8 protein-coding genes are annotated in these 12,890 nt (G+C 30.7%); 3 read left to right on the top strand and 5 right to left on the bottom strand.

All coding sequences use genetic code 11. The features are described 5' to 3' along the window. Positions 1–91: 91 nt before the first annotated feature. Positions 92–1,558 (bottom strand): M28 family metallopeptidase, encoded by a 1,467-nt coding sequence (locus BXU01_RS11405; protein WP_083693334.1) that lies wholly within the window; start codon positions 1,556–1,558, stop codon positions 92–94. A gap of 180 nt (positions 1,559–1,738) precedes the next feature. Here BXU01_RS11405 and BXU01_RS11400 point away from each other — a divergent pair, with 180 nt between their 5' ends. Further along, positions 1,739–3,514: a DUF4153 domain-containing protein gene (locus tag BXU01_RS11400; protein WP_083693333.1), complete on the top strand. Its 1,776-nt coding sequence runs from the start codon at positions 1,739–1,741 to the stop codon at positions 3,512–3,514. A gap of 39 nt (positions 3,515–3,553) precedes the next feature. Here the strand turns inward: BXU01_RS11400 and BXU01_RS11395 are convergent, their stop codons facing one another. The 4 genes from BXU01_RS11395 to BXU01_RS11380 form a co-directional block, all read right to left on the bottom strand. Further along, entirely contained in the window at positions 3,554–4,981 is a 1,428-nt protein-coding gene (locus BXU01_RS11395) for a hypothetical protein (protein WP_083693332.1), read from the bottom strand. 268 nt (positions 4,982–5,249) lie between these two features. Next, positions 5,250–7,487, bottom strand: a complete 2,238-nt coding sequence (locus tag BXU01_RS11390; RefSeq protein WP_083693331.1) for a hypothetical protein — start codon at positions 7,485–7,487, stop codon at positions 5,250–5,252. A gap of 91 nt (positions 7,488–7,578) precedes the next feature. Then, positions 7,579–10,266: a carboxypeptidase-like regulatory domain-containing protein gene (locus BXU01_RS11385; protein ID WP_083693330.1), complete on the bottom strand. Its 2,688-nt coding sequence runs from the start codon at positions 10,264–10,266 to the stop codon at positions 7,579–7,581. Positions 10,267–10,308: 42 nt separating this feature from the next. Continuing rightward, a complete protein-coding gene (locus BXU01_RS11380) occupies positions 10,309–11,214 on the bottom strand; it encodes a GLPGLI family protein (protein WP_083693329.1) in 906 nt (301 codons plus the stop codon). Positions 11,215–11,436: 222 nt separating this feature from the next. Between BXU01_RS11380 and BXU01_RS11375 the strand changes: the two genes are divergently transcribed. Then, the gene (locus BXU01_RS11375) at positions 11,437–12,252 is read left to right on the top strand and encodes a hypothetical protein (RefSeq protein WP_083693328.1); all 816 of its coding nucleotides are present in this window, start codon (positions 11,437–11,439) and stop codon (positions 12,250–12,252) included. After that, positions 12,252–12,866, top strand: coding sequence for a deoxynucleoside kinase (locus tag BXU01_RS11370; RefSeq protein WP_041516522.1), 615 nt, complete (start codon positions 12,252–12,254; stop codon positions 12,864–12,866). Before BXU01_RS11375 ends, BXU01_RS11370 begins: the two co-directional genes overlap by 1 nt. The last annotated feature ends 24 nt before the right edge of the window (positions 12,867–12,890 follow it).

Raw genomic sequence — 12,890 nt, 5'->3', positions numbered from 1 at the left:
ATATAAAATCTGTTTTTATCTGCATTTTCGCGATAGCGAATCCGTTTTATCCGCGTCTTAATTTCAACACAAATAAAATCAATCTGTAGATTTATCGCTCTAATTGCACATTTGGTAACGTTTTAGGACGAGAAGCATCATTAGATAAAATCCAGCCTGTGCGATACATCCATTCTGTCATTTTATGCAATTTTACGAAATCAATATTTTCAGATTCATCCATTGGTGTGTGATATTGACTGTGCAAAACACTGGTATAGAAAACAGACGGAATTCCTCTTTTTGCATATGGTAAATGATCTGAACGGAAATAAAAATATTCCGGATGTTCTGGTCTGTCCCAAAGTTTATCTAAATCAAATTTAGGGCCTTCATCATTTGCTCTTTTAGCAATTGCCACTAAATCAGATGAGTTTTCATGAGGAGAACTTGAACCTAAAAGAGCGGCCTGATTTACGTTGTTTCTACCAATCATATCTCCGTTTAAAACTGCAATAATATCTTTTTCAGGAACTGTTGAGTGTGCTGCATACCATCTTGATCCTAATAAACCACGCTCTTCTGAACCGTGAAATACAAATAGAGAAGTTCTTTTTCCGGGTTGTTTTTTATAGGCTCTTGCAATGGCTAACATAGCTACGCAAGTACTCGCATTATCATCTGCTCCGTTATAGATAGAATCCTGACCATATTTTTGTCTTACTCCGTCGTGATCCTGATGTCCGCTAAAAAGAACATATTCCTTTTTTAATTTAGCATCAGTTCCCTCGATTGTTCCTACAACATTTACAGATGGATATTTATAGGTTTCAGAAATTACTTCTGTAGACAATAAATCTTTAGTGCTTTTTAAGTATTCTAATTGGTCATTATGTACCCAAAAAACTGGCATTGTTGCACCAATTTTATCACGGAAACCTTCTATTCCATAAATACCTCTTGTCATTTGTGGTTCTACCTGAGACCAACTTTCTTCTGCCAATGCATCTGCAACCATAATAAGTGCTGTTGCTCCTTTTTTAACTACAAGATCATAATATTTATTTCTAACAAGACCTGGATAACGTCTGTCGAACAACGAAATATCATCAGCAATCCCATCTTTAGAAGCTAGTAAAACAACTGCTTTTCCTTTGACATCTGCTTTTTCAATTTCTTCTTTTGTAGCGGCTCCCAAATATACTAATGGTGCATCGACTTTAATATTTGTAGTTTCTGCTACCAGAACATCTTTCCACAATTTATATTCTTTTTGTCCAATTTTAAATTTTGTGTTTGGCGTTACCTGATGCCTGTACATATCAAAAAACTGAAAATAAGTTCCGTCATCACCAGCCGGAGCCATTCCTGCTTCTTTTGCTTTATTTGCCAGCCACATCGATACTTTTAACTCATCTAAAGTTCCTGCTTCACGACCGTTAAAATGATCACCAGCCATCTGGTACATATCGGTTTTAAGGTCTTTGTCTGTAATTGCTGAAACGAGAGGTTTTTTAATTGCCTGCGAAAAAACTACTCCTCCATAAGCAATCAAAACGAGGATCATTTTATTTTTCATACGTTTTAATTTAGTATTCCAAACTTAGTAATTTATTGAGAAAAAATCATTCATTTGGTTTTGAAATAGTATTGAAATGTAAAATCAATAAAATGCTGATAACATTTTTTTGTCATTACTATTATTATTTGGTTATCTCTTACAATTTACCTTTCTTAGTACAATATAACTGATTAAAAAATGAGCAGACTTCCATCATTACAAAACGTTCTAAACGCAACACTAAAAACAGTTCTCAGATTTCCCCTGGAAAATATAACGGCCATTTTAGGAACCATTTTCGCCATTATCCTTAATGAGAAAAACTATAATGATCCTAATAAAGAGTTTTATGAAAAAGCATTAATGAGTGCTTCTTTATGTCTGGTATTATTTCTTTCTGTGAGTTTGTTTTTTCTTGCCACAAAAAAGAATACTATTTTACGCTTTGTAACCAGTATTATACTTGGAAGCTTTATTGTTCTCTTTGTTTTTAATTTTCATAAGGATATTACAGATCTTGAAATACAACAGTTTTTAGTACTTAATATCGCTTTGCATTTGTTAGTTTCATTTGCCGGTTTCTTGCCCAGATCATATGATCAGGATGAGTTCTGGGAATTTAACAAACAACTTTTTCTAAGAATTCTAACTTCTGGATTATATAGTGTTGTACTTTATTGTGGTTTAGCATTAGCTATTTTAGCTATTGATAAATTGTTCAAGGTTGAATTTTATGATCACATTTATCTTCATATCTTTTTTGTGATTGCCGGAATCTTCAATACAATATTCTTTTTAAACGGAGTTCCTGAAACCAATAACAGTGAGAATCCTTTGATTTTAAAGTATCCTAAAGGGCTTAAAAATTTTACACAATATGTGTTATTACCTTTAATAAGCCTGTATTTGGTGATTTTAATTTGTTATGAAGCCAAGATATTAGTTACGCTTTCTTTGCCTGTTGGCTGGGTTTCGTATCTTGTTTTGGTATTCGCCATTTTTGGTATTTTATCTTTTTTATTGGTTCATCCTATTGCGACTGAAACTAATAATCTATGGATGAGAACTTTTAACAGATGGTTTTATTTTTTGTTGATTCCGTTACTTGGGCTACTTTTTTGGGCAATTTTATACCGAATCAATCTTTACGGATTCACACATGAACGTTATTATGTTCTTCTATTATCGATATGGCTTTCTGTTATTGTGGGGTATTTTTTAATTCAAAAACAGCCTAAAATAAAGTTCATTCCTGTAAGTCTGTGTTTGGCAGGATTGCTTTCTCTTGCGGGTCCGCAAAGTGCTAATTTTATTTCAAAAAAGAGTCAATTATCCCGATTTGAATCTTACATGAAAAAATCAAATCAAAAATTAACTTTCGAACAAGAAAAAGATTTAAGCAGCATTGTTTCTTTTCTTGAAGATAATTATGGTGTAGAAATAATGGTTCCTTATGCCAAAACAAAACTGGAGACACTTCTTAAAACAGATAAATTTCCTAGTGATTATGAAATCATGGAAGCTTTAGGATTTGAATATAGATCGCCTTATGATAAAAAAGAAAAAAATAAAGATGAGTTTTATTACTACTATTATGAAAATGATCAAAATAATGTAGAGAACATTCACGGTTATGATATATCCTTTACCCTTTCTTCTTATCAGAACAAATTTGAGTGTAATGATTGTATAAAAATTGAAAACAAAAGCTATTCAATTCAATCTTCTGATAAAGATTACGGTTTAGACCTCCAAATTAATCAAGATAATATTCCAATACAAATCAATGATTTTGTGAATAAAAACGCAAATTTTAAAGAAGACTATAATTCAAATAAAAAAATAACTCAGGAAGTAGAAACTCCAAAATATAAAATTATGATTACCTATCTTAATGCAAATGGGAAAATCAAAAACAATAAAAAGATATTAAACAACTACAACATAAAGGTTCTTATAAAAATTAAGAACTAAAAAAAAAGCCTTTGAAATTATTTCAAAGGCTTTTTAATTTTAATATGTTTCGTTTTCCATCTTACTTAATGTCTCTCGAATTTCAGTGACAGTTCCTTCTTCTACATAATCTGTTAGATATTTAACTGCCAGAGTCTGCGTTTGAATTGCTTTTTCTTTTTGTCCGTCTTTATAATATAATTGTGCTAATGTGTCCAGATAACGTGGGACATTCTTGTTAACATCCAAACTATACTCCGACCATTTAATTGCTTTCTTTAAATAATCTATATTCTCTGGATGCAATACTACATACCGGGCCGCATAATCACAAAGATTAGAATGCTCCCATTTAAAAGTTGTCAAATCAGACATAAATGACAATTTTGCAAAGAGTCCATCTTTATGCATTTGATCTAATTTTTGAATTGCATCTCCTTCTGTTGCCAAAATTTTATCGAAATAAATATCAAATTCTTTTAAATATATATTGTTTAAATTTCCACTTTCGGTATCATTCTTCAAATAATAAAAGTAATGGATATAAATATCAAAATTCTCTTTTCCGCAAGCAATCAATTTTTTATAGGCTTCTTTTATTCTTTTTGAGTCTGATTTTTGTTTAAGTTCCTTAAAATAGCAATATGAAATTTTATTTTCATTGAGTACATAAAAGATTTCTGTGCTTTCGAAACCTATTGTTACACTCCTCCCATAATGTGTTATCAAGTAATCTATCGATTTAAAATCAGTATTGTTTAAAACTTCCTGTATGTCAAAAAAGACTTTATTAAACCCAAATCCTTTAATTTCTTTCAAAATTACTTCGACTAGCATCTTATTGGGTTTTACATCGTTTTGGTGCACCTCAATAAGCTTATCCCAAACTTCTTGTACTTGCTTTTTATTCAAATCGAATGTAATAAATTCAAATTTTCCCTCATCAGCTTCTTTAATACGTCTGGGAACGTAGTGATCATATGTATTACAATATATCAAAACATCATAAAATGCTTTTATTAATTCATCATCACTGGATTTTTTATTAGTAATTATTCTGGTGAAATTTTCTTTCTTATAAATTTCTCTTAATTTATCTATTAAATAATCATAATGAGATAGTAGATAGGCTTTATTTGCTAAAGTTGATTTTGCGGTTGCTAAAACTTCTCCATTTTCCCCCAATATAATTATACATGGCGAATCGGTTATTTTGTTTTTCTTCAGCCATGACTTATTTTTTTTAGTCGCTAAATAATAATTAAACCCATTATATCTAGTTCTATGTTTACGAAAATAAGTCAATACAGCCTCTTTCTGATCTTTAATAAATACATCAAAATCTTCTTGCGCTGATTTATTATTGGGATCATTATATACAATCAAAAACTTATTATCTTCCTTAGTTGCTTTTAAAGCATCTTGCAAAGAGCCTTCTATTTTGTAGACAAATTTAAAATCTACTTCGTTTTCGTTACCATATGCCATAATAGTATCTTCTTTAGTTCTCTTCTCAATAGTTTGGTTTTATAAAAATGAGGATGATGTTACAAAAAAGTGCAACAAAAATACTCGACAAAAAACATTTTAGAACATTCATTATATCATCTGCTAATAATTATCGCTAATATATCTGATTTGTAAATTCTAAAAAACAATCTGTAAAAAAAACGCTACTTTTATATTGGTTCTAAACAACAAAAAACCCGACAAGTTTTTAAAACCTGTCGGGTCTGCTATTTATAAAAAACAATTACTAATATGTTCCGTTTTCCATTTTACTTAATGTTTCCCGAATCTCTGTAGCAGTTTCTTCTTCTACATAATCTGTTAGATATTTAACTGCCAGAGTCTGCGTTTGAATCGCTTTTTCTTTTTGTCCGTCTTTATAATACAATTGTGCCAGTGTATCTAAATAATAAGGATTGTTTTTTGTGACAACCAAACTATATTCTGACCATGTAATAGCTGATTTTAAAAATCCTAAATTTCCTGGTTTAGAAACTACTGTCCATGCTGCCGAATTGCATAAATTTGAATGGTATTCTTTAAATGCATTCCAGCCGTTATACGCATAATCAGAAGTAGGATCCATCGAAGTAAACATAGTATCTAATCTTTCGATAACACTTCCTTTATCCGTAGCCAGATTAGCATTAAAATAAGTACTAAACTCTTTTAGATAATTTGTATTTGAACCGTCTTTATCTTCTACCTCAGCTAAATAAGTAAAATAATTTTGATAACATTCAAAGTTTCCTTTACCTGCGGCGATTAGTTTTTTATAAACTGCAATCGTTTTGCTTTCATTTTTTTCTGCTGCAATATCATTTTCCGCAATATATTTATTTTGCTGTAAAGCTGCTGCAATCTCTGTATTTATACTTCCTATTATATGCGTTTCTCCTTCTTTAGCAGTAAAAGCTGTACGTTCTGCATCGATCGCATCATAATGTTTTATCAAATAATCTATAGCAAGAAAATCAATATCATTTAAAACCTTGTCTTCTTTAAAAAATTGTTTTGAGAATCCTTGATTTTTAATTTCTTTCAAAATAGTTTCTACCAGATACATGTTTGGTTTTGTATCTTTTTGATGTGTCTCTATTAGTTTTTTCCAGATTTGGGCAACTTCTTTTTTATCTAAAGTTGTATGTACAAATTTAAATTCAGCAGCATTGTCATCTGTTGTCACTGCATAATCTGTATCATAATCATAAGGTATTTCAAGAACTGCAACTTTATTAAAAGCCTGAATTAAATCAGCATCCGTAGCTTTTTTATTTTTTACAGTTTTACTAAAAGCCGCTAATCCATCTATTCTTTGCAGTTTTTTGTATAAACCGTCATAATAACTTAACTGATATTGTTTTTCTGTTAGATTAGATTTTGCCGTTGCTAAAATTTCTCCATTACCATTTAGAACAATTACACTTTGATTATCAGCAATTTTATTTGCTTTCAGCCATTTTTTATCATCGGCATTAGCCAGATAAAAATTATACAAGTCATATTCCGGATTGTATCCTTCATACATATTATAACTAACCTGAGTTTCCTGATTTTTTATAAAAGTATCAAAATCAACTTTCGCCGAAGTATTTTTACTGTCAACTGCCACTACTAAAAATTTAGTTTTAGTATTTTTTGTCGATGCAAGAGCGCTTTTTAGATTGTCTTCGATCTTGAACTTAAAATCAAAATTTGTAGATGGATAAGATTCTACTGCTACAGCTGTAGAATCACTTGCTAATCCAAAATCCTCTGTTACTAAAGGCTCTTTTCCTGCATAAGTCCAGTTTACAATTGTCTTATTTTCCAGCGGAACTACTTTTGAAATTTTTTCCGGCTGCACATCTTTTGCATTACGAAAAACCAATGGATCTTTTCCAGATTTTTCGGAAATCATCAACTCACTTGTTTTCTGATTAAAAAATCCTTTTATATTTAAATCACCTAAAACCTCAGGCTGATATTTGATTGTAATTTCTGAAACGTCTTTTGGCAAAGCAAATTTAGAGACTTTACTATTTCCGCCATATTCCTCATAAACCAAGTATAAATAATCTGCACGATCAATTTCAAAATCTACGTCAAGTTTATCATCTTCAGGATTTACTTTTTCTCTAATATCTGATAATCTTTGATATTGAATATCTCCTGAACCATTTTGTGTACCTACATAAAAAGAATAATAGTAAACAGCATCTGAGAATTTAACTTTTACTTTTTTTGCTTTTTTATCATTTTTAAACGCCAGATCAAAAGCACTTTCTGCTTTTACACTTGGAACAAACAATAATGAATCGCCTTTGACTTCATAATTACCGGAATAAAAAACCAATTCGTATTTATTATCTTCTAATAAATTTAGCTTGATCTTCTGACCTTTGTTTGTAGACAGGTAAGATCCTTTTTCAATATTTTTTGTTTGAGAAAAAGAAACAGAAATTAAACAAAAGAACGCTAAGAAACTCCATATAAAATTACGCATGCTTAAAATTTTAGTTGTTACTATTTAAACAAAGATATTTCTTTCTTATTTAAAAAAAGCATCAAAAATATAACGCATTGTAATTAAAATACTATAAATTATACTTCATAGAAAAAATGATGTATCGAGGCTGTACAGTGTATTGCGAAACTCGTGTAGAAAATTGCGAGAAGCTGTCATCGTTGAGATATTTGGTATTTAGTAAATTCGTAGTAGCAATTTTATACTCCCATTTACTATCCTTTTTTTGATAAATTAAACTGGCGCTTAAAAAATCATACTCATTATCGACCGTTTTATTCCCATTATAATAATGATAAAACTCGTACTCTGAAACAAACGAAAAGCTGTTGAGAAAATAATAATCTAATCTTGCAAAAGGTTTATCTGTATAATAAGTCGAACCGCTGTATTTGTTAATCAGCGCATTATATCCAAACTCTAAATTGGGGAAATTTTTATAGTTTGTTGAAGCTTTTACGGTATAACTTTGACTAAAACTTTCTGTAGTTGCCAGAACATTATTCTGGATATTATTGAATTTAGACCAATTGAAAGTCGCATTTACAGATGCTTTATAATTTTTAAGAAAAGAACGTCCATAATTTCCCATTCCTGTAAAAGTTTCATCTGCTAAATTTGAATTATAAGGAGTCGATGATTGATTAATACCATCAAAATCAGCTTTTGTTTTAATCGCATCAACTTTTTTGGTATACGTTGCATTAGCAAAAATATTTTCAAAATTGAACATATTATATTTAAAATAACGTAATGAATGCACTTGCGAAGTAGCATTTTCCAACAAACGATTTCCTCTAAACAAACTACTGTAATCTGATAAGACAAACCCCGAAGCCAGTTGATTAATATCTGTAAAATCATTTGACAGAGAGAAATTATACGTTAATGTTTCTGATTTTTTTATTTGATATAAAGCAAAAAAATCAGGCAGGACTTTCATAAAACTTTGAGAATAATCAGTTCCTAATTGCGTATTTTTCATCGTATACGAGTGTACACTAACTCCTGGTGTCAACGTAAATTTTCCGGCTAAAATTTTATAATGAAACCCCAAAAACACATTATTAAAATTATAGTTTACCTGATTATTATTTTCAGCACTATTCAGGTCATTTTTATCTCCATTATCCAGAATTTGAAAAATATGAGAATTAAAATCCTGATAAGAGAATGTGTTTCCAAGTGTGATATTGATATTGCTTTTTGGTGTCACCATATAATAGTAATCCAGTTTGGCATCTACTTTATTGGTTTTTACATATCGATTCTGATTAAGATCATTTCGATCCTGTCCTGAAATATAACCCGAAAAATCAAAAGGCTGCGTACGCAAATTGGCATTATAAAAAGGATTTTCGTCCTGATATAAATGCTGCATTTCAAAGGCGAAAATATTCTTATCGCTTTGTGTATAATACAAACTCAGGTTTTGATTTATGGATGTTGGATCTTGTTTTTTATTGGTCAAAATAGTTTCTAAAGACGAAACATTGCTTACAACTGATTCACGCAATAATTCTGTGTCTTCATTTTGTTTGGAAAGTTTCGTTAAAATATCATAATCAAACTGAAACTTATCGTTTGGTTTATAAGTTGAACTCAATTTAAAAAGACCTAAATTATTTTTTTGATGTGTTAATTCGTCTCTTTTTTGTTCATCCCCGGAATCCAGAATAGTAGTCTGCGACTTTGTTTCGAGATCTGTTTTTGAAGTTGACAGAATTCCGAAACCACTAATGTTCCATTTTTTTGTTATAGAATAGGCAAAATTTGTGGCTCCAAATTTCGTTTCAATTTCTTTTGCGCGGTTGTTTCTTAAAATCGAAATCCCCAAGTCGTTTGAAGAGATATTAAAATTACTTCCGCCCTTTTTCATCATATTTTTAAATCCGCCTGTGAACTTAAAATAATCCTGAGCTGTTAGTGGCAATTCTCCTATATTATTAAAGTTGGTGATTAAATTAATACTGTATTTAGGACTGTAATAAAACAGTTTTGGATTAATAATATATCGGCTATCCAGTTCTCCAACACCGGTTCCGGCGGTGACATCACCAAACCAAAAATTCTTTTTCCCTTCTTTGAGTTTTATGTTCATCGCAACATTATCCTGATCATTTTCTAAACCTTTTAAAGCTCCAACTTCATTATAATTTCTTAGAACCTGAATTTTATCAATGGCATCTGCAGGAATATTTTTTACGCCAAGTTTGGTATCTCCATCAAAAAAATCTTTTCCTTCAACCATTAATTTACTGACTTTTTTACCTTCGACTTCAATTTCTCCATCGGCATTTACCTCAACGCCCGGAAGCTTTTTAAGAACATCTTCCAGCTTTTTTTCGGTTCCGGATTTAAACGAATCTGCATTATAAACAATGGTATCGCCTTTTATAGAAACGGGCATTTCACGAACAATCTCAACACCTTCGAGTTCAATTCCGGCATCATCCATAACAATGTTCTGAACGATATTTGCATTTTGCGTGGCAATTGAAATTTCTTTCGATTTCATTCCCAGATAACTTATTTTAATAGAGTAAGATGTATTGGGTTTTAATGTAAGCTGAAATTTTCCTTTATCATTTGTAATTCCGTAAGAATCCATTGCTTTTGTAGCATTATTAACTGCCATGATATTGGCCATTTCTAACGGATTTTTTTGTTCGTCCTGAATAAAACCATCAAAACGAACACTTTGTGAAAAACATATGGAGGTAAACAGAAAAACCAGGATAAAGAGAGTCTTGTTCATTATAAAAATGATTAGAATAAATAAAAAAATTAGAATTGATGTTTATCTTCCCATCATTGGTGGTGGCCCTCCGGCGCGGCCACGATTCATTTCTCTAAATTCTTCCATTTTTTTAATTACGGTTTCGTCGTACTCTTTTTGAGAAATTACTTTTCCTTTTTTAGCAGGTTTTATCTCGACTTTATCTATAGCATTCAAAACAATTTTAGAGCACAAAATTGTTGTTCTTCCATCATTTACTTCTAAGATTAAACCCGGCAGTCCCCAATAATTTTCAGGACCTTGATTTACAGGAATCTCTGGCGAATACCAAGCTGTGATTGTAATTTCTTTTGGCATTTCAAAATTATCCTCAAAGTTGGTTTTTGTTTCTCCTGAAGTTTTCTTTGCATCCTCTTTTTTGTCTTCAGTTTTTTTATCGTCGTTGTTTTTTGGTCTGAAATTTCTAAAATCAGTTTTACTGGCTTCTTTCACCGCAGTTGCCTTGTAGCAGGTATATCCACCTATTTGTTTGGTTTCAGATTCCATTTTCCAGTTCAGTTTTGGTAAAGAATCTATAACCAGAAATTCTTTTCCCATAAATTCCTTATCAACTGTATATGATTTCGTTTTTACATCTTTATAGAAAGTTCCGCCGCCGCCCATGAACGAATTCATCATAATACGCATTCCGCCGCCTTGCTGTCCCGGAGCTTCTAATTTTTCTTCTTCTTTGTAAATAGAGGCCGATTTGTCAAAATTCAGAATAAAAGTTTTTTCCAGCATTTTTTTCATTCGCTCTTCCATATTTTTTTGCATCTCAGGAGTAATATCACGATTACCCCGCATACCTTCAAATTTTGGAGCTTGCGTTTTTGACTCATAAACAGCCATTCCCTGAAAATCTTTTTGAGCTTGCATCTGAGTAAATACAAGCATTAAGGATATATAATAGATTACTTTTTTCATTGTGTTTTCTTTAAATTGGAGTAAATCCGATAAAATGTATATTCAAATGTATTATTTATTTTAAAATACCGAAAGTTAAATATATCAATACCTGTAAGATATAGACAAAACCGACTATTACTTAGACTATTAAGATATAATGAGGTTTAAGCACGAAATCTCTAATTATTTAAGTATTCTTATTCTCGTTTTTTGTAATTTGGCTCTTTAGAAATTACTATTATGAGCAAAACGGTGCATTTTTTTTTAAACCTTCTTTTCATCGCCTGCTCTTTTTCAGCTGTATTTTCACAAAATCCAAAAATAAAAACCAGCTTGATTTCTCATTCTGCAATTGATGCTGATGAGTTTTCAGGATATGATTCTTTTGGATATTGGTACCAGATTAAAAATAATGTTTTTAGTAAAATCAAAGGCAAAGAGGTATTTGAATATAAGAATGTTTCGCTGGGACAAATCACAAAAGTCGATTTACAAAATCCGCTTAAAATTGTATTGTTTTACGAAGATTTTAATACCGTAGTTTTATTAGACAATCAACTGAATAAAATCACAGAGATTAATTTTTCTCTGAACAATACACCAATTGTTGCTTCAGCGATTGGAATGTCTACTCAGAATCAGCTATGGATTTATAATGCCTTAAATCAACAAATAAGTCTTTTTGATTATTTAAAAAATGAATACAAGACCGTTTCTACTCCATTAATAGAATCCATAAAATATTACCAAACAGACTTTAATACATTCTATTGGATCGATAAAAAAAATAACTGGTTTTCCTGTGATATTTTTGGAAAAACAACTTCTTTAGGAAAAGTATCTGATTTTGATAAAATAGAGATCATTAATAACCATCAATATCTTTATAAAAACGCTAATTTGTTGTATTTTAAAGACATTACAAGTACAAATTCCAATGCATTTTCTGAAATTGAAATTTTAGAAAAATCGTTTGACAAATTCTGCTACAAAGACCAAATTTTATCTATTTTTACAGCTAAAGAAATAACAAATTATAAAATCGTAACACCGTAATGCACATAGCAATAGCAGGAAATATAGGAGCAGGTAAAACAACTTTAACTAAATTATTAGCGAAACATTTTAAATGGGAACCTCATTACGAAGATGTAGTTGATAACCCGTATTTAGATGATTTTTACCATCAAATGGAACGCTGGTCGTTTAATTTGCAGATTTATTTCCTGAACAGTCGTTTTCGTCAGGTATTGCAAATTCGCGAAAGTGGAAAGAAAATTATTCAGGACAGAACGATTTATGAGGATGCTTATATTTTTGCTCCCAACTTATATTCGATGGGATTAATGACGAGCCGCGATTTCGAAAACTATACGTCTCTTTTTGAATTAATGGAATCATTGGTAAAAGCTCCTGATTTATTGATTTACTTAAGAAGCTCTATCCCAAATTTAGTGGGACAAATACATAAACGCGGACGTGATTACGAAAACTCTATTTCTATTGATTATTTAAGCCGTTTGAACGAAAGATATGAAGCTTGGGTTCAGACTTACACTAAAGGAAAATTATTGATTATCGATGTTGATAATATTAATTTCGTTGATAATCCGGAAGATCTCGGTAACATCATTAATAGAATTGATGCTGAATTGAACGGGTTGTTTTAAACACAAATTTCAATAATTGACACA

Origin of the sequence: [Flexibacter] sp. ATCC 35103, assembly GCF_001975985.1 — a bacterium.
In the GTDB taxonomy this organism is placed as follows: Bacteria; Bacteroidota; Bacteroidia; order Flavobacteriales; family Flavobacteriaceae; genus Flavobacterium.
Note: the sequence above shows the minus strand (reverse complement) of the source record. Positions and strands in the feature narration are given on the sequence as shown.

Coding starts and splice junctions, on each gene's coding strand:
- BXU01_RS11395 (WP_083693332.1), bottom strand. CDS start 4,981: ATGGCATATGGTAACGAAAACGAAGTAGATTTTAAATTTGTCTACAAA.
- BXU01_RS11390 (WP_083693331.1), bottom strand. CDS start 7,487: ATGCGTAATTTTATATGGAGTTTCTTAGCGTTCTTTTGTTTAATTTCT.
- BXU01_RS11400 (WP_083693333.1), top strand. CDS start 1,739: ATGAGCAGACTTCCATCATTACAAAACGTTCTAAACGCAACACTAAAA.
- BXU01_RS11405 (WP_083693334.1), bottom strand. CDS start 1,558: ATGAAAAATAAAATGATCCTCGTTTTGATTGCTTATGGAGGAGTAGTT.
- BXU01_RS11380 (WP_083693329.1), bottom strand. CDS start 11,214: ATGAAAAAAGTAATCTATTATATATCCTTAATGCTTGTATTTACTCAG.
- BXU01_RS11375 (WP_083693328.1), top strand. CDS start 11,437: ATGAGCAAAACGGTGCATTTTTTTTTAAACCTTCTTTTCATCGCCTGC.
- BXU01_RS11370 (WP_041516522.1), top strand. CDS start 12,252: ATGCACATAGCAATAGCAGGAAATATAGGAGCAGGTAAAACAACTTTA.
- BXU01_RS11385 (WP_083693330.1), bottom strand. CDS start 10,266: ATGAACAAGACTCTCTTTATCCTGGTTTTTCTGTTTACCTCCATATGT.